At 38.7% G+C, this 25228-nt stretch carries 24 protein-coding genes and 1 pseudogene; 2 read left to right on the top strand and 23 right to left on the bottom strand.

Annotation, left to right across the window (positions count from 1 at the left end; all coding sequences use genetic code 11):
* Positions 1-245 (bottom strand): annotated as a pseudogene (locus tag B0B05_RS13965) (IS5/IS1182 family transposase); the annotation flags it as partial.
* 270 nt (positions 246-515) lie between these two features.
* Between B0B05_RS13965 and recA the strand changes: the two are divergent.
* A complete protein-coding gene (gene recA, locus B0B05_RS13970) occupies positions 516-1517 on the top strand; it encodes a recombinase RecA (RefSeq protein ID WP_076784231.1) in 1002 nt (333 codons plus the stop codon).
* Positions 1518-1550: 33 nt separating this feature from the next.
* Here recA and B0B05_RS13975 read toward each other — a convergent pair whose 3' ends face one another.
* The 22 genes from B0B05_RS13975 to B0B05_RS14080 form a co-directional block, all read right to left on the bottom strand.
* Positions 1551-2228 (bottom strand): porin family protein, encoded by a 678-nt coding sequence (locus tag B0B05_RS13975; RefSeq protein ID WP_076784232.1) that lies wholly within the window; start codon positions 2226-2228, stop codon positions 1551-1553.
* A gap of 16 nt (positions 2229-2244) precedes the next feature.
* Positions 2245-3117: a succinate--CoA ligase subunit alpha gene (gene sucD, locus B0B05_RS13980; protein ID WP_076784233.1), complete on the bottom strand. Its 873-nt coding sequence runs from the start codon at positions 3115-3117 to the stop codon at positions 2245-2247.
* Between the two features lie 109 nt (positions 3118-3226).
* Positions 3227-4129 carry an LpxD N-terminal domain-containing protein gene (locus B0B05_RS13985; RefSeq protein WP_076784234.1) on the bottom strand — a complete coding sequence of 301 codons (903 nt, stop codon included), beginning with the start codon at positions 4127-4129 and terminating at the stop codon, positions 3227-3229.
* 231 nt (positions 4130-4360) lie between these two features.
* Positions 4361-4924 (bottom strand): elongation factor P, encoded by a 564-nt coding sequence (gene efp, locus B0B05_RS13990; protein ID WP_076784235.1) that lies wholly within the window; start codon positions 4922-4924, stop codon positions 4361-4363.
* A gap of 31 nt (positions 4925-4955) precedes the next feature.
* On the bottom strand, positions 4956-5744 hold the full coding sequence (lpxA, locus tag B0B05_RS13995; protein WP_076784236.1) for an acyl-ACP--UDP-N-acetylglucosamine O-acyltransferase: 789 nt from the start codon (positions 5742-5744) through the stop codon (positions 4956-4958).
* 2 nt (positions 5745-5746) lie between these two features.
* Positions 5747-7141 (bottom strand): bifunctional UDP-3-O-[3-hydroxymyristoyl] N-acetylglucosamine deacetylase/3-hydroxyacyl-ACP dehydratase, encoded by a 1395-nt coding sequence (locus B0B05_RS14000; protein ID WP_076784237.1) that lies wholly within the window; start codon positions 7139-7141, stop codon positions 5747-5749.
* Positions 7142-7186: 45 nt separating this feature from the next.
* Entirely contained in the window at positions 7187-8206 is a 1020-nt protein-coding gene (gene lpxD, locus B0B05_RS14005) for a UDP-3-O-(3-hydroxymyristoyl)glucosamine N-acyltransferase (protein ID WP_076784238.1), read from the bottom strand.
* Positions 8207-8260: 54 nt separating this feature from the next.
* Entirely contained in the window at positions 8261-9472 is a 1212-nt protein-coding gene (locus B0B05_RS14010) for an HD domain-containing protein (protein ID WP_076784239.1), read from the bottom strand.
* A 277-nt stretch (positions 9473-9749) separates the two neighbouring features.
* Entirely contained in the window at positions 9750-10598 is an 849-nt protein-coding gene (locus B0B05_RS14015) for a diacylglycerol/lipid kinase family protein (RefSeq protein WP_076784240.1), read from the bottom strand.
* A gap of 63 nt (positions 10599-10661) precedes the next feature.
* Positions 10662-11456, bottom strand: a complete 795-nt coding sequence (locus tag B0B05_RS14020) for a DUF3298 and DUF4163 domain-containing protein (RefSeq protein WP_076784241.1) — start codon at positions 11454-11456, stop codon at positions 10662-10664.
* Between the two features lie 92 nt (positions 11457-11548).
* Entirely contained in the window at positions 11549-13483 is a 1935-nt protein-coding gene (gene gyrB / locus B0B05_RS14025) for a DNA topoisomerase (ATP-hydrolyzing) subunit B (RefSeq protein ID WP_076784242.1), read from the bottom strand.
* Positions 13484-13698: 215 nt separating this feature from the next.
* Entirely contained in the window at positions 13699-15474 is a 1776-nt protein-coding gene (gene gltD / locus B0B05_RS14030) for a glutamate synthase subunit beta (protein ID WP_076784252.1), read from the bottom strand.
* 364 nt (positions 15475-15838) lie between these two features.
* Positions 15839-17539: a lysine--tRNA ligase gene (lysS, locus tag B0B05_RS14035; RefSeq protein WP_076784243.1), complete on the bottom strand. Its 1701-nt coding sequence runs from the start codon at positions 17537-17539 to the stop codon at positions 15839-15841.
* Positions 17540-17741: 202 nt separating this feature from the next.
* Entirely contained in the window at positions 17742-18128 is a 387-nt protein-coding gene (locus tag B0B05_RS14040) for a c-type cytochrome (protein WP_076784253.1), read from the bottom strand.
* A gap of 177 nt (positions 18129-18305) precedes the next feature.
* The gene (locus B0B05_RS14045; RefSeq protein ID WP_076784244.1) at positions 18306-18683 is read right to left on the bottom strand and encodes a hypothetical protein; all 378 of its coding nucleotides are present in this window, start codon (positions 18681-18683) and stop codon (positions 18306-18308) included.
* A 65-nt stretch (positions 18684-18748) separates the two neighbouring features.
* Entirely contained in the window at positions 18749-19363 is a 615-nt protein-coding gene (locus B0B05_RS14050) for a DUF1684 domain-containing protein (RefSeq protein ID WP_076784245.1), read from the bottom strand.
* A gap of 77 nt (positions 19364-19440) precedes the next feature.
* Positions 19441-20586, bottom strand: coding sequence for an AI-2E family transporter (locus B0B05_RS14055; RefSeq protein WP_076784246.1), 1146 nt, complete (start codon positions 20584-20586; stop codon positions 19441-19443).
* Positions 20587-20641: 55 nt separating this feature from the next.
* Positions 20642-21340 (bottom strand): SAM-dependent methyltransferase, encoded by a 699-nt coding sequence (locus B0B05_RS14060; protein ID WP_076784247.1) that lies wholly within the window; start codon positions 21338-21340, stop codon positions 20642-20644.
* Positions 21341-21547: 207 nt separating this feature from the next.
* Positions 21548-22825, bottom strand: a complete 1278-nt coding sequence (locus B0B05_RS14065) for a dicarboxylate/amino acid:cation symporter (RefSeq protein WP_076784248.1) — start codon at positions 22823-22825, stop codon at positions 21548-21550.
* Between the two features lie 38 nt (positions 22826-22863).
* The gene (locus B0B05_RS14070) at positions 22864-23304 is read right to left on the bottom strand and encodes a low molecular weight protein-tyrosine-phosphatase (protein WP_076784249.1); all 441 of its coding nucleotides are present in this window, start codon (positions 23302-23304) and stop codon (positions 22864-22866) included.
* Between the two features lie 114 nt (positions 23305-23418).
* Positions 23419-23787 (bottom strand): septal ring lytic transglycosylase RlpA family protein, encoded by a 369-nt coding sequence (locus tag B0B05_RS14075; RefSeq protein ID WP_076784250.1) that lies wholly within the window; start codon positions 23785-23787, stop codon positions 23419-23421.
* An 806-nt stretch (positions 23788-24593) separates the two neighbouring features.
* Positions 24594-24926, bottom strand: coding sequence for an FUSC family protein (locus B0B05_RS14080; RefSeq protein WP_076784251.1), 333 nt, complete (start codon positions 24924-24926; stop codon positions 24594-24596).
* A gap of 84 nt (positions 24927-25010) precedes the next feature.
* Between B0B05_RS14080 and B0B05_RS14085 the strand changes: the two genes are divergently transcribed.
* Positions 25011-25228 (top strand): DUF4372 domain-containing protein (locus B0B05_RS14085; protein ID WP_143745956.1); only part of this gene is annotated, 218 nt, incomplete at its 3' end.

Consider the following 25228-nt stretch of genomic DNA (forward strand, 5'->3'; position numbering starts at 1 on the left):
ATCCAGGCTTTTTCCAACGTCTCATCGCCCAAATTATACAAATGTTTCAGTAGCAAACAACCCACCATAAACCGAATCGGATGGCTCGGATTGCCCACTTTGGAATACAAGGGCGAAAATTCTTTCTCAAAATAATTCCAATCTATTTTTTCTGAAAGTAGAACAAGTTCATGCTCGTGGTCAATAAAATCCACCAACATTGGGCGGAATAATTCTGGCTTCTTTTCTGGATTTTTCCCCAACATATTTGCAAAGTTTTAAAGCTCTAAGATACAAATTCTTGCAATAAAAAACAAGCTATTTTAAACCCAAAATACTAATAATCAGTAAATTATAGGTGGTTTAAGGAGGGACTATATAATATATTTTTTGATAGGATCAAGGCCGATCATTACGTTACAAATCAAGATAAACTATTGTCGCCAACAGCTCTGTAACTGTCTCGGCTATAATATTTCAAAAAATTAGCAATTCAAATTTAAAATGATTATTTTTGAGAATAATTTTATGATATAATGAGTAATAACGAAGATAAGAAAAAAGCACTGCAGTTGGTGCTTGAAAAACTGGACAAGACCTACGGAAAAGGGACCGTAATGACCTTGGGAGAAGACTCTGTAGATACCACTATAGAAGTGATCCCTTCCGGATCTTTGGGTCTGGACCTTGCCCTGGGCGTTGGCGGATATCCCAGAGGCAGAATTATAGAGATCTATGGACCGGAATCTTCCGGTAAAACAACCCTTACCCTTCACGCGATTGCAGAAGCGCAAAAAGCAGGTGGTATTGCAGCATTTATAGATGCAGAGCATGCATTTGACAGGAACTATGCGGCCAAACTAGGAATTGACCTGGAAAACCTGATTATTTCTCAGCCGGACAACGGTGAGCAGGCTTTGGAGATCGCGGATAACCTGATCAGATCAGGAGCTATTGATATTGTTGTAATTGACTCGGTGGCAGCATTAACCCCAAAAGCCGAAATTGAAGGTGAGATGGGCGATTCTAAAATGGGTCTGCATGCAAGACTGATGTCACAGGCACTAAGGAAATTAACGGCAACTATTTCCAGAACCAAATGTACAGTGATTTTCATCAACCAGCTTCGTGAGAAAATCGGCGTAATGTTTGGTAACCCAGAGACCACAACCGGCGGTAATGCGCTTAAGTTTTATGCCTCTGTAAGAATTGATATCAGAAAGGCAAGTGCGCCTATCAAAAACGGAGATGAGGCCATCGGTAGCCGCGTAAAGGTGAAAATTGTTAAGAACAAAGTCGCACCACCATTCAAGATGGCAGAATTTGATATCATGTATGGTGAAGGTGTTTCCAAAGTAGGAGAAATCCTGGATACTGCTGTGGATATGGGCGTTGTGAAGAAAAGCGGATCATGGTTCAGTTACGAAGATACCAAACTGGGACAAGGCCGAGATGCAGTAAAAGATGTGTTACGCGATAATCCTGAATTATCAGAGGAAATCGAAAATAAGATCAAAGAAGCGATCAAAAATAAATAAAAAAAATGCTGTGAAAATATTCACAGCATTTTTTTATTGAAAGAAGTAGGTTAATCCCAAGCTTATCACCTGTTCGGATTTTTTCTTCTGTGTATTGGGATCCAATGTCCAGGATTCTACAAGATTTGGATAGGCATTAGATAATCCAATGTCATATTTAAGAGCAATCTCCAACTGTCGCTTATAACTGTAGCCAACACCCGCTCCTATACCAAGATTGAAGGAGTTGGCTTTTCCGTTGATATTAGGATAATCCGGATTACTAACATTAGGATCATAATAGTCTCTTCCCGCAGGAACGTTCTTAACTTTCTGATTGATCAGAAAATTAAATCTTGGACCGATTAATCCAAAAAATTCAGATTCTGCCTCAGAAAAATACGCTTTAAAATTGAGCGGGACACTCAGATAATTATTGGCATACACGGCATGATCCCATCCTTTTGCTTTTTCATACTTTCTGTCTCCACCTTCTCCAGCACCAAAGTACAAAACTTCACCCTGAATATAGAACTGCTCTGCATAACCTACTGGCACCTGCGCCGTAACACCACCTAGCACCGAGAACCTCGGCCCGGAAGGGTTGTGTGCGTTTCTAACTCGGGAGTAAGTCCCGCCGGCTACAACACCGAAAACAGTCGACCGAAAATCGATCTGAGCCTGAGATAAAAAAGACAAAGAAAATAATGATGCAAAAAGGATTTTTTTCATATTTGTGTTGATTATATTAAGCTAATACCTGTGCAACAGTTTTACCAATCTCTGCAGGAGATGCTACCACGTTGATACCACATTCGCTCATGATGGCCATTTTTGCCTGAGCCGTATCATCAGCTCCGCCTACAATAGCACCAGCGTGCCCCATGGTTCTGCCTTTTGGCGCAGTTTGCCCGGCGATAAAACCAACAACAGGTTTTTTGGATCCGGATGCTTTGTACCATCTTGCAGCTTCAGCTTCTAACTGGCCTCCGATTTCTCCGATCATTACAACCGCATCAGTATCAGGATCATTGATGAACAATTCCAAAGCTTCTTTTGTAGTAGTACCGATGATCGGGTCACCACCAATTCCGATAGCTGTAGAAACGCCATAACCAGCTTTTACTACCTGATCTGCAGCTTCGTAAGTCAATGTTCCTGATTTAGAAACAATTCCTACTTTTCCTTTTTTGAAAACAAAACCTGGCATGATACCGATTTTGGCTTCGTCAGAAGTAATGATACCCGGGCAGTTTGGACCAATCAGCCTGCAGTCTCTGTCATGGATATAATCTTTTACTTTTACCATATCAGCAACAGGAATCCCCTCTGTAATACATACAATCACTTTGATACCGGCTTCGGCAGCCTCCATCACAGCATCTGCAGCAAACGCAGGCGGAACGAAAATAATACTCACATTAGCCCCTGTTTTTTCTACCGCTTCTGCAACCGAGTTGAAAACAGGTTTACCAAGATGCTCGCTTCCTCCTTTACCAGGAGTTACACCGCCAACTACGTTGGTACCGTAATCTATCATCTGACCTGCGTGGAAAGTACCCTCGTTACCTGTAAAACCCTGTACGATAACTTTAGAATCTTTGTTTACTAATACTGACATTTTTTATTATAATTTATTGATTTTACAAACTTTTGTTATTCGCAAAAATAACGATAATAATTCGAAATTTTCCTGCAATCGTTGTTTTTTTGAATTTTTAGAATATGATTTACTTCAGATTTTTCAGCTTGACTTCTTTTCTGAGGTAATCCCGGAACTCTTCGGCAATTGGGCCAAAATAAGTTCCTTTTTTGAGATCTCTGTTCACACCTGTTTTTGCCAATAGAATCGTACCTGTTGCGATCCTCACTCCTGAAGCCATACCCACCTGTCCCCAGATTGTCACTTCATCTTCTATAATACAGCAGCCTGCAATACCTGTTTGTGAAGCAATCAGACATTTTTTGCCTATAATTGTATCATGCCCAATCTGGATCTGATTATCCAAAATACTGCCTTCTCCAATGATAGTAGAATCTGTGACACCACGGTCTATGGTGCAGCAGTTACCAATTTCCACATTGTTTTCTATAACAACATTCCCAACAGAAATTAATCTATCGAAGTTTCCATTGAGTTTTCTGTAGTAGAAGGCATCGCCGCCAAGTACGGTATTGGCCTGGATGATCACATTATCACCAATGACCGTTCTGTCACCAATGACGACATTAGGGAAAATATGACAATTCTTACCAATTTTCACATCATTCCCAATAGATACAGACGGATGAACAAATGTGTCATCTCCTACTTCCAGATCGTGTAATTCTTCACGGAAATTAGAAATTCTTGTAAAATGGGTATTGATTTTATTAAAATCACGGAAAGGATCATCCGAAATAAGAAGTGCTTTTCCTGCCGGACAATCAACTTCTTTATCAATTAAAATAACTGTGGCTGCAGAATTAAGGGCTTTATCATAATACTTGGGATGATTGACAAAAACAATGTCACCAGGGCGCACACGGTGGATCTCATTGGTTCCCAGAACCTGGAAATTATCGTCGCCGATATATTTTGCATTAATGATACCCGCAATAGATTTAAGGCTTTGTGGCTGATTAAAAGTCATGATTTGATAGTAGGATTTAGATAATAGATGTAGGCTTCGATTCGGCGCTTTGTAAGATTAGAATAATCTTTAATGATAATTTCCGCAATCTATAAAACTGATTTACAAAAGCTAAGCCCAACCTGAATTTACACTTCGACAAGCTTTGTGTGGCAATGTGGAAGGAAAGGCGGATAGCTGCTAAAAAAAAATGGAAGAATGAAGATCAACTCCAGACTTCCATCCTATTTTTTACTTAACTCTTTCCAGATAAGAGCCGTCTTCTGTATTCACTTTGATTTTGTCGCCCGGCTCGATGAACAAAGGCACCATCACGCGTGCGCCAGTTTCTACGATAGAATTTTTAAGCGCATTGGTTGCAGTATTGCCTTTTACGCCCGGATCTGCTTCTACCACTTCCAGATATACCGTTGGCGGGATTTCCGCAGAAAGTGGCGTCTCATCAGCCTCTTTCAGGATAATTGTTACTTCTTCACCGGCTTTCATAAACTGAGAGTTCTCGATCATCTCTTTATCAAGATAAATCTGAGAAAAATCATCATTGTTCATAAAATGGAAACCGTTGTCATCTTCGTAAAGATACTGGAATTTTCTTGTAATTACTCTTACTTCATCAATCTTGTGACCTGCGGAGAAGGTGTTATCTACCACTTTGCCATTGGTTACAGATTTTAGTTTGGTTCTTACGAATGCCGGCCCTTTACCCGGTTTTACGTGAAGAAACTCGATGACTTTGTAGATGTCATTACTGAACTCGATGCAAAGTCCTTTTTTAATATCGTTGCTTGTTGCCATTAGTTATTGATAAACTTATTTATTTTTGTTATTATTCTTTTGTAGAGCCATATCCTTTTACGATACCTCTTGGTGAGTTCTGGATAAAAGTGATGATCTCATCGCGCTCCATAGTCGGCAGCATTTCTTTCTCGATATACTCGATGGCCTGGGAAACATTCATCTTCATCTGAAAGATATAGCGGTAAATTTTCTGAATTTCAAAAATCTTATCATTGGTAAAACCGCGTCTTCTCAGCCCTACAGAATTAATCCCCGCATAAGAAATTGGTTCTCTGGCCACTTTGATGTACGGCGGGATATCTTTTCTGATAAGCGATCCACCGGAAATCATGGTGTGCTTGCCAATTTTACCAAACTGCTGTACAGCAGAAAGACCGCCCATTACTGTAAAATCACCAATCTCCACGTGGCCGGCGATACCACAACCATTGGCAATGATAACATTGTTCCCAATAATGCAGTCGTGGGCAACGTGCGAAGTTGCCATAATAAGGCAGTTGTCTCCTACTTTTGTAAAGCCCAACGCCTTTGTACCACGGTTGACAGTCACACACTCTCTAAGCGTGGTATTATCCCCTATTATGGTTTGTGTATCTTCTCCATCAAATTTGAGATCCTGAGGGATGGCTGAGATGACCGTACCAGGAAATATTTTGCAGTTTTCCCCAATTCTGGCGCCGTCCATAATGGTAACATTGGAGCCAATCCAGGTGCCGGATCCAATGACAACGTCCGAAGAAATGGTTGTAAATGGCTCTACAGTAACATTCTTACCAATTTTTGCCCTTGGATCTACTGCTGTAAGCTGATGAATCATAATTAAATTTTTGTTTTTGCGACCTGAGCCATTAATTCGGCTTCTACAACTACACTGTCTCCTACATAGCCGTAACCCTGCATATGGACAATCCCTCTTCTTATAGGTTCTATCAGTTCTATCTTGAAAATGACCTGATCACCCGGAACTACTTTTTTCTTGAACTTGACATTATCCATCTTCACAAAATAAGTGGAATAATTCTCCGGATCCGGCACATTGGCCAAAACCAATATCCCACCCACCTGTGCCATGGCTTCGATCTGTAAAACGCCTGGCATCACTGGTTCTTTTGGAAAGTGACCAATAAAAAACGGCTCGTTCATAGAGACATTCTTTAGCCCGACAACATGCGTGTCCGAAAGTTCCATTATCTTATCTACCAACAAAAACGGTGGTCTGTGTGGCAACAGTTTCATAATGCCATTGATATCGAAAACAGGCTCTGCCTTAAGATCGAAATCCGGAACATTTTTTCTTTTTTGCAATTTGTATTGTCTGTTTAGTTTTTTTGCAAACTGGGTATTCACAAAGTGTCCCGGTTTGTTGGCAATAACGCGGCCTTTGATCCTAACGCCTACCAACGCCAAATCTCCTATAACATCCAGAAGTTTGTGTCTGGCTGCTTCGTTGGTAAAATTAAGCGTAAGATTGTCAAGGATACCATTGGGGCGGATAGATACTTCCTCTTTGCCAAAGGCTACTTTCAGCTTTTCTGTGGTAGCCGGCGTAAGTTCTTTGTCAACATACACAATAGCATTGCTGATATCACCGCCTTTGATAAGGTTGGCATCCAAAAGCTGCTCCAGCTCATGCAGGAAACTAAATGTCCTGGCCGGTGCAATTTCATCCTTGAACTCGGAGAGATTTTTCATACTGGCATTCTGTGTTCCCAAAACTTTGGTCCCAAAATCCACCATGGTCGTAATCTCGTAATCGTCTGCCGGTATCACCGTCAATTCTGAGCCTGTAGAAGGATCAATATAATTCATCACTTCCTTGATGACCAGATATTCTCTTGGTAAATCCTGTTCTACAATCCCTACTTTTTCTATCGCTTCTACAAAGAATTTTGAAGAGCCATCCAAAATTGGAGGTTCTGCACTGTTCATTTCCAAAATGGCATTATCAAGATCCATCCCAACAAGTGCTGCCAAAAGGTGCTCACAGGTATGAATCTTGACACCCAGTTTTTCCAGAGTTGTGCCACGCTCTGTAGTAGTTACATAATTAACGTCGGCTTCTACCTGCGGACGCCCTTCCAGGTCTGTTCTTACAAAAACAAATCCGGTGTTTTCCTTGGCCGGTTTGATTGTAAGATTAACTTCTTTGCCTGTGTGAAGACCTATTCCCGAAAGGGAAATATCTTCTTTGATGGTTTTTTGTTTATCACTCATTGTATTAGTTTTGAGGTGGAAGAATTGCTTCTGCTCCTGATACCTTTACTCTGATTTTTTATTTTCTAATTCTTCTATTCTTTTGACAATGTCTGTAAAATGACGGAAGTGGACATAGTTTCTCCTATAATCGCTATAGTTGATCGCTGGTGACCCGTATAACACTTCACCGTCTTTAGCAGCGGAGTTGACACCACTCTGTGCCTGTATTTTTACCTGGTTACCTATTTTGATATGGCCAACAATACCTACCTGGCCGCCAATCTGATTCCAATCCCCAATAACGGTAGATCCTGCAATACCAGCCTGAGCCGCAATTACATTATTTTCGCCAATTTTTACATTATGTGCGATCTGGATCAGGTTATCGATCTTGGTACCTTTGCCAATAATGGTAGATCCTATAGTTGCACGGTCTATACTACAGTTGGAACCAATTTCCACATGATCTTCTATAACCACATTTCCTAGCTGTGGGATCTTTTTAAAACCTTCTGATGTTGGCTGAAAACCAAATCCGTCCCCTCCCACAACAGTATTGGAATGGATGATGCAATTATCACCCACTATACAATAATCATAGATCCTTGCACCGCTGTCTATTTTACAGTTTTTACCAATCTTCACACCTTTACCGATGTAGACATGTGGATAGATCTGTGTATTGTCACCTACCTTAGCTTTTTCTGAAACATAAGTAAATGCGCCAATGTAGACATTCTCTCCAACCTCTGCCGTCTCATGGAAGAAAGAACCTTCTTCTATGCCTGTTTTTCTGCCCTGCATCTCCTGATAAAGGTTCATCAGTACCTGGAAAGACAGGTAAGCATCTTCTACCGCAATGATTACGGGTTTGTATTCTTTATTTTCGAGCAAACTTTCCGAAACAATCAGTACTGCACAATCTGTAGTGTCTATATAAGGTAAAAACCGCTCTTGCCCTACAAAAGACAAATGCCCTTGCTGCCCATTCTCTATTGGTGATACGCCTGTAATGACGGTACTTCCGTCTCCGATGATTCTTCCGTTAATCAGTCCTGCAATCTGTTCTGCACTAAATTCCATAGTTTGCAAAGATAAATATTTTATTAATTATCCGTTAATTTTTATCGTTAACAATTAAATCTCCCTTGGATAGAAGAGAATATACTTTTTGGTAGCATTCTCCATACATCCGAAGAGGATCTGATTTTCTGATTCTTCCAGCTTCAGTTTCCTGCCCGATTTTTCCAGAAGACAAATTGGCTGTTTTTCTGTATCATACGGCAGTAATGATCTTGATATCTGCCCAACCAGTTCTTCGCCATTATTAATATTAAAAAACTGATTGGTCTGCTCAATCTTCTCTCTAATCAATTCTTCAGAAAATGGTTTTGAGGAGATAACACTTTTCGGGAAATCTCTGTAAATAACAATTTTACAAAGCCTGGCAAGGATAAAATCATCATGGTCCGCCCAATCCTTGATAGCCTGAAAAACATCCATATCATCCAGCAGCGTAAACCTTTTGATATCCTCTTCTGTCGCTTCGTCAAAATGATTTTTGGTCAGAAAATATTTAAGATTGGCCGGCGCATCCAGGATAATATTCTGTGAGACAAGATATTTGGCGCGGTTAAGAATCTGGACCAAAATATGCTCTGCCAAGGCTGCAGTCTTATGGTAATAGACCTGCCAATACATAAACATCCTCGCCGTTAAGTAATTCTCTATCGAGTAGATCCCTTTAGCATCTATGACGAGTTGTTCTTCACTCACGTTCATCATAGAAATAATACGTTCTACATTCACGCTGCCTTCTGTAACACCGGTGTAGAAGCTGTCTCTTTTGAGATAATCCATCCGGTCTACATCTAGCTGGGACGAGATCAACTGATTAAAAAATGGCCTGTGGTACTGCCCACGGAACATCTCGATAGCCAAATCCAGTTTTCCCCTGAACTCCTGATTGAGACGGTTCATCAGCAAAATGGATATCTTCTCATGATGCCAGTCATCCATCAGCATATTTTCCAGCGCATGAGAATAGGGACCGTGACCAATGTCGTGCAGCAGAATTGCCAGCATCGCCGCTTTTTCTTCCTCTTTGGAGATTTTGACGCCTTTTAGCTTAAGTGTTTCCAAAGCTTTGAACATAAGATTCATAGCGCCTAATGCATGATGAAAACGGGTATGTTTGGCGCCTGGAAAAATAAGGGACAAAAGCCCTGTTTGGGAAATCCGGCGTAGCCTTTGGAAATAAGGATGTTCTATAACATCGAATAAAATCTCATGAGGAATTTTGATAAATCCGTGTACCGGATCGTTGATGATCTTGAGTTTGTTTTGCATAATCTACTTCTCAGTTCAAAGATAAGAATTAGATGCCAGATTCGAGAACATGATGTGTGATAAATAGAATATTATAAAATAGGTTTCCGACCACAAAAAAAAACACAACAAGAAATTAAAAATATTTTTAGAAGTCATAAGATATCTTCATATCACCAAATAGTCTTTATTGAAAGGATTTCTGATTATTTTTAAATTCTCGCAGATCATCCGGATTATGCAGATGCTAAATTTAAATCTGTAAAATCTGCCTCATTAGCGAGAATATTATATCATTCTAAACCAGGATCCTTAAACTCTTCGGCAAGACTTTGATATGAATTGGCGATTTGATTTTCTTGAACTCGCCATCAATGTGCCAGGTTTTTGTACTCACCTTGAACTCGATTTCCGAAACCGGAAGATATGTGACATAATCATCATCTTTCAGGCGTTTTGTAAACATACGGAAAGCAAAAAAGGGAGAGTAAGTCAGCGGAAATTTCTTTACCAAAACCAGATCCACCAAACCGTCGCTTTTGCTCGCCATTGGTGCAATGTAGGCGTTGTTCCCAAACTGGCGCGTGTTGGCAATATTCAGCATCAGGTATTTGCCATTATAAGATTTATAGCCTTCGCTCAAAAATTTGATCTTAATCGGTTTGTAATTAAAAAAAGTTTTGATTGATACTTTGATATAATTCTTAAAACCACGATTGGTTTTTTCAAATTCTTTGACCACTTTACCGTCAAAACCCGTTCCCGAAACATTGATAGAAAAATGCTCATTCACCATAAAGGTATCGATCTCACGGTATTTTTTGGCTTTGATCTTGTCAAGAAGACGCGATATATTTTTGTTGAAGTTGGTCTCATTGGAAAAACCATTACCTGAACCGGCAGGAAAAACAGCCAGGATTTTCTCTGTATTGATGAGCTTTTGCGCCACCACCGATATGGTACCATCACCACCGACAGCCACAAAAATATCGACCTTTTCCCAGTTTTCCCTGATAAAATGATCTGTATCTTCCAGTGACTGCGATATCAGGTAAAGCGGCTGATCTGTCTTTTTACAAAGACTGTCCAGAAAAGGCTGATAGTTCTTTTTTGCGGAAAAGGGATTGATGATAAATGCAGCTCTCATAAGTTGCCAAAATTAAAAAATACTCTGCGACTACAGAGTATTTTTACTTTATATTTTGAATTATTATTCCAATTTAAGCCTTTTCAAAAATTCGGGTTTCAGTCTATCCTTTATTTCACTGAATTTTAGGCTGATTGGCACCACACCCGCGGCATAAGCAGCCACTTCATACTGGTTATAAACAAAGGTGATTTTCTGATTATCAAAGTAAAAATTATTGTTAAGTGGGATTTTATCAACTAACAACATTTCTTTCTGATCCTTGTTGGTAAAATGATTCATCAGAATTGCGCTCCATGCAGGATCATTTGGATTTTTAAAAATATCATTTTGAGAGATAACTTTGTTGGTTTGTAAGTCAAACGTTTTATAATTCTCAAAATAATAACCATGTGCACCTCCGGTGTAACCGCTTCCAGTGTACTGCAAAGTCAGGAGATTATCATTGTTAGAAACCACTTTCATCGCAGATGTATCATCCCAGGTTTGCTTAAAAGAAGGTGAAAACTCTTTGATATCCTGTTTGGTTTTGTCAAAGTTTTGCTTCATATCCTGTTCCAGAGCTGTTTTGAGTCCAGCGGCGTCATAAGTTGAAGATTTCACCATGGCGTTGCTGTAAATACTGTCCAAGACTGTTTTGTTGGTTATTGACGGAAAAACTAAAACCTGCTTATTAAAAACAGATGTCAGGTTTTTGCTTACTACCAGCGAATCATTGACACGGACAGAATCCACTACAAATTCTTTAACTGTTGCAGTGCTGTCATTGTTATCACCCAAGTTAACAGCCACAGTGGTTTTTTTCTCACAGGAAGCCAGTAAAATCCCGACCGATAAAATACCTAATAATTTTTTCATTCTGATGTTTTTGTTTTAATCGTAATATCAGACAACAAAAAACCTTCCAAAAAGATGGAAGGTTCTATTTTTACTAAAATATTTTTATACGGTTATGCATCGATTCTTGCATAGACTGCATTTTTCTCGATAAACTCACGTCTTGGCGGTACTTCATCGCCCATCAGCATAGAGAAGGTTGAGTCAGCTTCCACGGCATTGTTGATCGTTACCTGTTTCAATATTCTGTGTTCGGGATTAAGCGTGGTTTCCCAAAGCTGCTCAGGATTCATCTCTCCAAGACCTTTGTAACGCTGCACTTCTACACCTTTGCCGTCCGGTGACATCTCCAATGTAAATTGTTCACGTTCTTTCTCATTATAAGCATACATTTTTTTGTTACCTTTTTTCAAAAGATACAAAGGCGGTTGCGCAATATAAATGTATCCATTCTCAATCATCTCCTTCATATAACGGAAGAAGAATGTCAAAATCAAAGTAGAAATGTGGGAACCATCGATATCGGCATCGGTCATAATCACGATCTTGTGATAACGTAGCTTTGCCATATTCAGGGCTTTGGAATCTTCTTCTGTCCCTACAGAAACGCCAAGTGCGGTATAAATATTTTTAATTTCCTCGTTGTCGTAGACTTTATGAAGCATTGATTTCTCAACATTCAATATTTTACCTCTCAGTGGCAAAATTGCCTGAAAATGACGGTCACGGCCTTGTTTTGCCGTTCCACCTGCGGAATCTCCCTCTACCAAAAACAGCTCTGATTCAGCCGGATCTTTTGAAGAACAATCGGATAATTTTCCTGGCAAGCCAGATCCACCCATTGGTGATTTACGCTGCACCATTTCTCGCGCTTTCTTCGCGGCCTGTCTTGCTTTGGCTGCCAAAACCACTTTTTGCACGATTTGCTTAGCTTCCAGTGGATTTTCTTCCAGGAAGTTAGACAGCATTTCGCCCACAATTTTATCTACAGCACCGGAAACCTCTGAGTTACCCAATTTGGTTTTGGTTTGCCCTTCAAACTGGGGCTCCATTACTTTTACAGAAATCACGGCAGTCAATCCCTCACGGAAATCATCACCTGTCACTTCTACTTTTTCCTTTGCAGGCAATCCCAATTCATCGGCATATTTTTTCAAAGTTCTAGTCAAAGCTCTTCTGAAACCTGCCAGGTGGGTACCACCCTCGTGCGTATTGATATTATTAACATAAGAATGCAGATTCTCGTTGAAAGACGTGTTGTAACGCATCGCCACTTCTACCGGGATATTATCGCGTTCGCCTTCCATAAAGATAACATGCTCCATGATAGCTTCTCTGTTGCCATCAATATATTCTACAAATTCTTTCAGGCCACCTTCTGAATGGAAAACTTCTGTACGGTAAGTCCCGTCTTCCAGTTTCTCTCTCTCGTCAGTCAAAGTAATCGTAATACCTTTGTTAAGGTAAGACAGCTCTCTCAGGCGGCTTGCCAATGTGTCATAGTTATAAACCAGCTCTGTGAAAATAGTATCATCCGGCTGGAAGAATTGCTTGGTTCCTCTTTTATCACTATGACCTATTTCTTCAACGCCTGTCTGAGCTTTTCCTCGGGAATAGACCTGCTGATAAACATTTCCGTCTCTATAGACCGTTGTAACCATCTCGTTGGAAAGTGCGTTAACGCAAGAAACCCCAACGCCGTGAAGACCTCCGGAAACTTTGTAAGAATCTTTATCAAATTTACCACCCGCACCAATTTTGGTCATTACAACCTCAAGCGCCGACTTCTGTTCTTTCTCGTGAAAATCTACCGGGATACCACGGCCGTTATCGGTCACTTCCACACCATTACCTTCTTTGATAGAAACGGTAATTGTATCGCAATATCCTGCCAAAGCCTCATCAATGGAGTTATCCACGACTTCATAAACCAAATGGTGGAGACCTCTTACGCCTACATCACCAATGTACATTGACGGACGCATACGCACGTGCTCCATCCCTTCCAATGCCTGAATACTACTTGCTGTATATTGTTTTTGACTCATATTTTAGCTATTTGCAATAGGCTTATTGCCCCTCGCTTTTATATTTAAAATTATATTAAAAATGCTTACAAATATCGTTAAAATAATCGAGATATGAAAGGTTTGACTGATCTGCACAAACTTAAGTTTTTAACAGGGATGTTTGGAAAATTCACGATAAAAAAAACCGAACTAATAAAAGTCCGGTTTCCAAAATTTAACAATTATAAAAGTTTTTATCCTTTCAAAAACTCATCCACTTTTTTCGCACAGTCTCTTCCTTCCGCAATGGCCCAAACCACAAGGCTCTGCCCTTTCCTGGCATCACCACAAGAGAAATACTTAGCCTGATTGGTTAGGAACTCCTTGTTGTTCCCAATGAGATTTCCTTTTGGGTCGAGATGGATATCCAAAGCTTCTACCAATCCTTTCTGTTCTACGTGTGTATAGCCTAAAGCGATGAAAGCATAATCACATTCGATAACAAATGCTGAGTTTGGTTTTTCTGTGTAGAGATTCCATTTTCCATCGGCATCTTTGGTCCATTCCGCTTCCACAAGACGAACACCGGTAAGATTTCCATTTTCATCTTTCACAAATTCTTTGGAATTGACAGACCACTTTCTTTCGCAACCTTCCTCGTGGGATGATGTCACCTGCAAAGTCATCGGCATTGTTGGCCAGGGCATTGTCTCATCACGCTGTGTTGGCTGCATCGGTTTATAATAAATCTGATAAACCACTTCCGCACCTTGCCGATTCGAAGTTCCAATGCAATCTGAGCCTGTATCTCCACCGCCAATGACGACCACTTTTTTCCCTTTTACATTAAGTTCCTCTTCATAAAACTCAATTCCGCTAACTTTTTTATTATTCTGAATGAGAAAATCCATCGCGTAATGCACACCTTTTGCATCACGATTTGGAAGCATCAAATCTCTCGGAACTGTACTTCCTAAAGCCAAAACAACGGCATCAAAATTCCTGTTCAATTCTTCCACGGAATAATTAACCCCAACATTGACATTAGTCCTAAATTCAACACCTTCCTGCTCCATCCACTGAACTCGGCGTTCCACAATATTTTTATTGAGTTTGAAATCAGGAATCCCAAACCTCAGCAATCCGCCAATCTCCGAATCTCTTTCGAAAACCGTCACCTGATGTCCAGCCTGATTCAACTGATAAGCCGAAGCCAGTCCAGCAGGACCCGAGCCAATAACCGCCACTTTTTTATCCGTTCTGTATTGAGGAATTCTAGGCTTTGCAAATCCTTGTTCAAAAGCGATTTCGATAATATTTTTTTCAATTTCTTCAATCGCAACAGGCAAATTATTAATTCCTAGAACACAAGCTCCTTCGCAAGGTGCAGGACAAATTCGACCTGTAAATTCAGGAAAATTATTGGTAGACGTTAAGATATAAATCAACTTTTTACAGGAGAACGAAGCCACATAAAAACCAATTGGGTCATTGCTCGTCACACTCGTAATCTGATGAGAAATATAATTGCGAAAAACAAACAGTTTTCTTTCAAAATCTTTATCCGTTTCCACATCAAAGGGACGTTCCACAAAAAGCATCTCCATCACAGGTTCAACACTTTTTGCCAAGTTTCCCAAATCTATGTTATTGACTGGAACCGGCCGATAGCCCAAAATCTTAAGCCCGAGTTTATCCGCAGACTGCGCTATAATCTCTTTGCACTCTTCGCGGATAAAATTATTCTGAGGAAAAAATAACATTCCAACGCCATAAAAATTAGGATTTGGCAAATCAAAACCAAAATTGAGCGTCTCATCATACAATAACTCGTGCGGAATCTGAATCTGCAAACCCGCACCATCACCTGTATTACTTTCATAACCGGTTGCGCCGCGATGCTCCATATTTTCGAGCATTGTAATGGCATCGCTGACTATTTTGAAACTTTTGACACCTTTTATATTAGCTGCAAAACCGACTCCGCAGGAGTCGAATTCGAAAGAAGGATCATATAATCCTAACTGCATATTTTTCTTCATTATCTTCAACTTGTTTTAACGATTCACCAATCTTTATAACAATTATATGAATTAATAATAATAAAAACAATATTTAATTATTAATAATTTATTAATAAAGGATTTTTAATATTATTTAAATAAGATATAAACAACACTAAAACTGAGTGAAATTACAGATAACTATAAAAAATTAGGGGTTAATTTTCTAAAATATCAAGTACTACGACAATAACATTTACAAAGAATAGGGGTCAATCACAAATTTTTAATTTTCGCAATCTAAATCACAACTTTTAAAATTAAAATTAACCGCATAAAAAAATCCTGAAAAATAATTTTCAGGATTTTTTTATACTTTTTTTGATTGGCATTATACCAATTTCATCAATAGAACCTCATCTATTTTCTCAACTTTCACCAAATTATTTTTAGTTAAAGCTTTAGAAGCTTTGTCCCATTTTTTACCGGAAAGCTGGCTGCGGTTTTTTACCTCATTAAGTTCCATTGGTTCATCCTGAGAATTCAGGATCTCTATGATTACTTTTTCATCTTCGCCCAATTCTATTTTTGGAACTGCTTTTTCCGGTCTCATTTGCGGGAAGAAAAGAACTTCTTGAATGGATGGATTATTCGTCAAAAACATAATCAATCTGTCCATTCCGATTCCCAGTCCAGAGGTTGGTGGCATTCCGTATTCCAAAGCTCTGAGGAAATCCTCATCAATAAATTGTCCAGCTTCGTCGTCACCTTTTTCGGATAATAATAATTGATGCTCAAATCGTTGTCTTTGGTCAATTGGGTCATTCAACTCAGAATAAGCATTGGCGATTTCTTTTCCGCAAACCATTAGCTCAAAACGTTCTGTCAAACCTTCCTGACTTCTGTGCTTTTTGGTCAAAGGCGACATCTCAACAGGATAATCTGTGATGAAAGTCGGCTGAATGAAGTTTCCTTCACACTTTTCTCCGAAAATCTCATCAATCAATTTTCCTTTACCCATCGTTTCATCCACCTCGATACCAATAGATTTTGCGAAGTCGAATAATTCCTGCTCAGATTTTCCAGTGATGTCAAAACCTGTATATTTCAAAATAGCTTCTGTCATAGAAACTCTTGGATAAGGCGCTTTCCAGCTGATGGTGTGTTCTCCGAAAACAGATTCCGAAGTTCCGTTAACACAAGTAGCACAGAATTCCAACAATTTCTCTGTGAAATCCATCATCCAGTTATAATCTTTGTAAGCTACATAGATTTCCATTGCTGTGAATTCGGGATTGTGCGTTCTGTCCATTCCTTCATTTCTGAAGTTTTTTGAGAACTCATAAACACCGTCAAATCCACCAACAATCAATCTTTTAAGATATAATTCGTTGGCAATTCTCAGATATAAAGGAATATCCAAAGCGTTGTGATGCGTAATAAAAGGTCTCGCAGCCGCTCCACCAGGAATCGACTGCAAAATAGGCGTCTCAACTTCAAAATATCCGGCATCATTAAAGAACGTCCTCATCGCATTGAACAATTTAGTTCTTTTGACGAAAATTTCTTTCACGTGAGGATTCACGACCAAATCTGCATAACGCTGTCTGTAACGCAATTCTGCATCCGTAAAACCATCAAAAACGTTTCCATCAGCATCAACTTTAGGCAGCGGAAGCGGGCGAAGGGATTTTGTCAATAACGTGAAATTTTTCACCATTACTGTCATCTCGCCTACCTGAGTTTTGAATAATTCACCTTCGATCCCGATGATATCACCGATATCCAGAAGATGCTTGTAAACCTCGTTATACAAAGTTTTATCTTCACCAGGACAGATCTCATCACGATTAAAATAAACCTGAATCCGGCCTTCGGAGTCCTGAAGCTCTGCAAAACTTGCTTTACCCTGGATTCTTCTTGACATCAATCTGCCCGCAATTACCACCTTCTTACCTTCTTCGAAATCCTGTTTAATAGATTTTGTAGAATCTGTGATTTTGTATTCAGCAGCTGGGAACGCATCGATCCCCAAATCGGTCAGTTTCTGTAATTTTTCGCGACGGATGATTTCCTGTTCTGATAATGACATTGTAATTCAAATTTTTAGAGTGCAAAAATAGTGATTTTAAAATGTTTATGAAACTTAAATTTTTTGTTGTATGATTTAGTAGCAAAAAACAACATCCATCTTGCAACGTGCTGTCTTTAAACATTATAAATATATCATTCCCGTCTAGGCATTTAATTTACCCTTCCAGAGATCTAAAAGGGCTGAGAGGATTTTAATCTGATTATTTAAGAGACAAAATATAAGTCGCCATATATTTTACATTTTCTTTGCTAAAACCGTGAGCCGGCATTGGCACATCGCCCCAAACGCCGGAACTGCCTTTAATAATCTGATCGGCAAGTTTCTCAACATTCTCAGGTGTACTATCGTATTTCGCCGCCACTTCTTTATAAGATGGGCCAATCATTTTTTCATCAACCTTGTGGCAACCCAAACAATCTGAACCTTCTATAAGTGATTGGCCTTCGGCTACAGGATCTGTTACGGTTTTATTAACCGTCGGTAATTCTGATGCCTCGGTCTCCGTACTTGCATTTTCAGAAACCTCTTTCTTGGAACAGGACAAAAAGCACAAGGCTATCACAGCAAAAATAATTTTAAATTTCATGAGTCGATAATTATTTTTAAAGGTCATAAAATATTTTCATATCAACAAATATTCTTTATTAAAAAGGATTTCTAATCATTTTGATTCTCACAGATTATCCTGATTACTCAGGTGATATATTAACCCTTAAACCAAAAAAAACCGGAATATTCGGTTTTTTGTATTGAACAATTTTACTTAATCGTTATAGTGGTTTTTAACTTCTTCCAAAACCTGTTCTTCAGACAATTGTGAGGCTGTACCCAATGTTATCTTAAGATTTTTATACTGCGGTGTATCCAAAAGGTAATTCCTAAGTTCTTCCTGCGAAGTTCCCGGCCCGGTGATATAGAGTTCTACACTGTTTGTAATCAGTTTTTCGATCTCTTTATAAGCTTTAACCTTATTGGTCTGTTCTACATTATTAGCAGCATTTTCGTTAGAATTGCCCTGTTGCACATCCACTTTTACAATTTCCCGCACTGCAAAATTGGTTACTTCCTGAGCATTATGATTGGTAACCACAATCGCTTTTCTGCCGTCAATCCACAATCCGGCTACTTTTACATCTTTCATAATTTTTTGATTTGAAGTAAACGTTTCAAGGATTATGCAAAAGCGATGTTAAGAGACGTTAAATATTAATGATGATAAACATCATCGTACATCACACCTGCTTCAATCCTTATTGGTAATCTATTTTCTTCCGGAACAATCGGGCAGTTGTAATCAAAAGCATTATAAGCACAGTATGGCTGATAAGATTTGTTAAAATCGATAATTATTGTATCTCCCGCAGGAATCCTGAGATCCAGATATTTCCCGCCACCATAGGTTTCTTTGCCATTGGTCTCATCACGGAAAGGCAAAAAGAGGTAATCCTTATACTTCTCCTGCTTCATAAGATCCAGACTCTGATAGAGACTCAGTGTATAATTTTTACCATCCAGATCAAAACTGGCTTTCCCATATTCCTGATAATGTTTAACCTTGCCCGAAGATGTTGGAAGCTCAAACGGAACAGGATTGTCGGTTTTTACAAAATGAGTTTTAACTCTATATTTAAGATTGATCGGAAAGAAAGGATGTTCTTTAAAATTTTTAAGATTATCGCCACGCAAAGGCGTTGCTTTAGGATTAAGGTATTCCTCATTCAGATCTTTTTGAAAAAACTTAATCGACACAATTTGTTCCTTTTTGGTTTGCGCATTGAGCAATACTGAAAACAAAAGCAAAATAACACACAGTTTCCTCATTATTCAAATTTGATATTAATTATAAATAGAAAGAAAATAGATAAAAAATAATAGACTTATAATTAATCTGCCTTAATCTACACTTCCGGATGATCATCTTTACCAGGAACAACCTCGTCTACTTTCACTTTTTTTACCAGAAAATATTTATCAAAAGTAGATTTGAAAACCGGTACCTCATCATCCTCGCCCATCAGGAAGCCCCAGGACTGGAGACCTTCTACCCTGTCAAAGATAATCTTGATAATCGCCAGAACAGGAATTGTTAAAAACATTCCGGCAATACCCCAAAGCATTTCCCCGATAATCAATCCAATAATAACTATTAATGAGTTGATCTTTACCTTAGATCCCACTACGCGTGGCATAATAATGTTCCCGTCTATCGCATGAATAATCCCAATAGCAATAACGACAAACAAAACATGACTGGTCCCCGAAGTGGCAAAAGTAATCAGCGCGCCAATCAGCAGTGCCGTAAAAATACCGATATAAGGCAAAATATTAAGCACACCGGTAAGAATCGCCAACATAAAGTTATACTTGATCCCAATAATCGTATAGGCAATGAAGGATAAAACAGTAACGATAATCATCTGAAAAAATAGCCCAACCAGGTACTTTTTTGTCATAAACTGTATATTATCAATCACATCAAAAACTGTTTTATGGTAAGTCTCTGAAAAGCTGGCTACCAAAAATTTGAGCAAATGCGTCCTGTAAATGAGGAAAAATAATGTAAACAAAAATGTAAAACCCGTGATCATGAGCACATAACCAATAGACGCAAGCGCTTTCTCTAATATGGCTGTCCCCGTACTGATTGATTTTTTTGCGGTATCGTTCAGGTATTCCAGCTGATCGTGGCGGCGAACCCCAAAAGTCCTGGAAATCCAACTTTGCAAATCATTGGTCAATACCACAAACTGTTTCTGAAACTGTGGCCAGTCATTGGCTAATTTTGCCACCTCTATAGACATCATGTAGATAACCCCGCCAATCACAGCCAAAGCCAGAACACTTACCAAAATAGAAGCTAGCCCTCTGGGAAACCTGAGCCTTCTCTCCATAAAGCGGCAAAGCGGCATCAGTAAAATTGCGATTAACAACCCCAAAATCATCGGCACCAGGATCTGCTGACCCAAAATGGCAAGAAAACCTAAAATAAAAATGCTGATAAGAATACAGCATAATCTAAAATAAAAAGGATAAGGCTTGGTCATAGGATTAGTTTTTAGATGTTAGAAATTATTTTGACAGTGCACTTCTTATTATGATTTATTTTCCAATTAAGAAAACCGCAGGAATCTTATGCAGTTCGGGTTTCTGCTTTTTCCACTCGGTGATGGTTTTTGTTTTGATTAATTCATTTTGTGGATCGTTGATATTAGCAGCAATGCACAGTTTTGTGTGAGGATTAAGAAATTTGACAAGATCCTCGAACAACTGATTATTACGGTATGGCGTCTCCATAAAAATCTGCGTAAAACCCGTTTTATTAGCCTGACTTTCCAAATGCTGAATTTCTTTTTTCTTCTTCTCTTTATCAATCGGCAAATACCCGTTGAAGGTAAACTCCTGCCCGTTAAAACCACTTGCAATGAGCGCCAGGACAAAAGAACTTGGCCCATTGACAGGGATAACTCTAATATTGTTCCGGTGCGACCAGCCAACCATAATATTTCCCGGATCGCCAATGCAAGGCAAGCCAGCTTCTGACAACAATCCAAAATCCACGCCTTCTTTCATAAGATCTTGCGCTTCCTTCAAATCTGATGTTTCCGAATATTTGTCAAGGAGGAATAATTTGAGTTCCGGTTGCTTTTTTTCCGGTGCAAAAAACTTGATAACTTTCCTGGCTGTTTTCTCATTCTCAACAAAATAATGATCGGTATTCATGATGATATCTTTGATTGCCGGAGCAAAATAGTCTGTAGGAGAATTTTCGGAAAGATAAGCCGGTAAAAGGTAAAGCATTTCTATTGTATTATTGTAAAAAGTAAAATGTATTTTTCAATTCTACTTAATTGATTGAGATTTCATTGTAGTTTTTATGTTGAACTTGTTTTATGTTGAATCTGCAGCCCGGCCTAGACACTTCGAGAACCTCAGCGTGACAAAGCGAGAACCCATCGGCAAGCTCAGGATAAGGACGGAATAGCTGCCTCAATTATTATTACAAATTTAATTCAAAACTTCTTTTAAACGCTCTTTGTCTAATCTGTTTTCCCAATTGGAAACCACTACCGTTGCCACCGCATTCCCAATAACATTGGTCAACGCCCTGCATTCTGACATAAATTTATCGATCCCAAGAATCAGTGTCATCCCCGCGATTGGCACTTCCGGTACTACAGCCAAAGTTGCTGCCAATGTGATGAATCCGGCTCCTGATACACCTGCAGCGCCTTTTGAGCTCAGCATGGCTACCAAGAGTAAACCCAACTGATGCTCGAGCGTCAAGTGGATATTGCAGGCCTGGGCAATAAATAGCGCCGCCAAAGTCATGTAAATATTAGTCCCGTCGAGGTTAAAGGAATAACCGGTTGGCACCACCAAGCCCACAACGCCTTTGTCGCAACCTGCATTTTCCATTTTTTTCATCAATCCCGGGAGCGCGGGTTCCGAAGAACTTGTTCCTAAGACGAGCAGAATTTCGTCTTTAAGATATTTTAGAAATTTAAAAATATTGAATCCGTTATACCAGGCCACACTTCCTAAAACCAGGATTACAAACAGCGCAGAAGTAATATAAAATGTACCGACGAGCATTGCGAGGTTTTTGAGAGAGTCAAGACCATACTTGCCAATCGTAAAAGCCATAGCCCCAAAAGCTCCGATGGGCGCGAGTTTCATCAATATCTCCACAATCTTGAAAATAGGGATAGTTAAGGCATGCAGAAAATCATAAACAGGATAACTCTTCTCCGAAGTGATGGCCAAAGCCACTCCAAACAAAATAGCCACCAGCAAAACCTGCAGGATATTATCACCGGATAATGGACTGAGTAAAGTATCCGGGATGATGTTGAAAATAAAATTGACCAGAGAATTGTCATGGGCCGCTTTTACATATTTCTCAACCTCGGCGCCGTTCAATGTGGACGGATCTATATTAAGGCCTTTGCCCGGCTGGATGACGTGGCTAACAATCAGCCCAATAATCAAAGCTAAGGTAGAAAATGTGAAAAAATAGATAAACGATTTACCGGCAATCCTGCCAACCTTCTTCAGATCGCTCATCCCGGCAATACCGGTGGAAACTGTCAGAAAAATAACCGGCGCAATGATCATCTTCACAAGTTTGATAAAGCCATCACCCAAAGGCTTCATCTTCTCTCCCAAAGCGGGATAAAAATACCCCAAAGAAACACCTGCAATAATAGCCAACAAAACCTGTATGTATAATAACTGATAAAATTTTTTAGGTTGAACAGGTTTTTGATCGATCTCTAAATCCATAATATAACTTATCCTACAAATTTAAAATTGTTTAGGAATTATATAGTCTTATTCCTGATTTTTTGTGCAATTATTTCACAAGAATCGTTGAGCAGCTGGTAAACTTTATCAAAACCGTCAATTCCTCCAAAATATGGGTCGGGCACTTCTAGATCGTTATCCAGAATCAACCTGACCTTGTGTTTTTGAGAATCGTCAGCCAGATTCATAACATCTTTATAATTGTTCCTATCCATACAAAAAATAAGATCAAAATCTTCTAAATCCGATTTTTTGATAGGCCTTGATTTTTGCATCGAGATATCAATCCCGTTCCTGAATGCTGTTTTCACAGATCGCTCGTCCGGCGAATTACCTTCATGATAATTAATGGTTCCTGCACTGTCTATGAAGTATTCTTCTCCCAGTTTCGATTTCAAAATGCCTTCAGCTAACGGGCTCCGGCAAATGTTGCCCAGGCAAACCATAAGAATTTTCATAACAACATAATATATAGTACTACAAAAATAAGGAAACACAAGGCAGAAATGGCATATTGTCGCATAAAAAAAGCCAATCTCAGGGATTGGCTTTGTAATCTTAGTTAAGATAATCTAGTCGATAATTTCGTATTCAATCGCAACAGTACCATGTCTGGCATCAGCAATTGATTTAAATGCAGCTTTAGAAAGATCAAAGGCTCTCGAAGAATGATACGGCCCTCTGTCGTTAACTCTTACCACTACACTTTTCCCGGAGATCAGATTGGTAATTTTTACCTCTGTTCCAAAAGGAAGATTTCTGTTGGCTGCTGTGAGATCATTATTATTAAAGATCTCGCCGCTTGCAGTTTTTCTACCATTAAATTTATCGTGGTAGAACGATGCAAAACTTGTTTTAGCATCTGTGGCATAACTCTTGAAAGAGTAAATACCAAGTGTTGAAATCATCATTATGATTACGAGAAAAACTCTTTTCATCATTTTGAATTATTTTTTTGGGTTTTGACTCTGCAAATATACTTGGAAAGCTTTTGCGATCTCAACAAATTGGGATAATGGCAAGTTTTTAGCCTGGATTGTAATTTCTAAAGTCTTCTATCACGCTACTGTAAAGCGATTCAGGAATTTGTTAAAATATGTTAATAAAAATTGAATTTTCTTAAAATAAAGTAGAAGCAAACATCTGGTTAAACTACAATAAACACTATAAATCAACCATTTAACTATTCTACCCTATTTTAATAAATTAATTATTAATTAATCAAAACTTAATATTAGCAAATTATTCTCAACAAAAAATTTGAATCACAATATATTGTTTAATTATTTTGATTAAAAAAGCATATTCTTTAAAAATATTAAAAAAATAAGATTTACAACATCACCTTATTTTTATAATCCACTAAAAATCAATGTTTTAAAATTTTAAGTTGTTTTTTTTAACAAAATCCTGAATTTTGATTTCCAAAAAGCCACTGTTTCATCCAATTTCTGCATGGTTTTACTTTGAAATATCCATTTTTTCCAATTATCCTATGAGCATCATAAGTGGACCTAGATAACTTTGCAATCACAACCAATTATATATCAATAATTTGATTATTTCAGCCAATTAAGAATGCATCTTCTACTGTGTATCACATCGATAATCAAGAAATAATAGGAACGCAATTATTATAGATTCAGGATACCTATATAATAAGGTTCAGAAAAGAATTAATGAAAAGTTTTTTAGACTAAACAGTTTGATTGTTAGTCTTACTCTGTTTTCTTTGATCTATTTATAACTAATGTTTAAGGAAGGATTGCCCGTAACTCTGAAATTTGGAGAAAACGAACGTAATAATAAGCGCTATAAAACATCCGATACAGACACAAACTACACGCTCAATAGGAACCATCCAGTCATGTTCCTGATTCTCCTGTATCAGCACAATCACCAACGCAGCCAAAGCAGTTCGCAATGTATTGTCGAGTTTCAGTGCGATACCAACAAGAATCGTAAGGGCAACGCCACAGCATATCACCATGATACTGGGAAGTGGGATAAAAAACAGAACAAGACCTATAGACGCACCAAGCAGATTAGACTTAATTCTGTCATAAGCTAATTTTTTCACTACTAACCGACAAAAAAAATATAAGGAGCCATCTGTTCAGGTAGCTCCTTTTTTCATATTTTAGTTTTACTACACACTAAAAATATGAGCCATAAAAATACAGAAAAGAATTTAGTCGGTCAGCCAATTTTCAAACAAATATTGCAATTTATCCCCCGCAACAAGTTTGATTTATTGGTTAACAAGCATCAATCAGACCGATATTATAAAACATTTGATTCGTGGACGCATTTGATGACGATGCTTTTCGGCATATTCAGCCGATGCGATTCTATGGGTGAAATATGCGATGGGATGCAAGG

This window comes from Epilithonimonas bovis DSM 19482 (genome assembly GCF_900108115.1).
Lineage (GTDB): Bacteria > Bacteroidota > Bacteroidia > Flavobacteriales > Weeksellaceae > Epilithonimonas > Epilithonimonas bovis.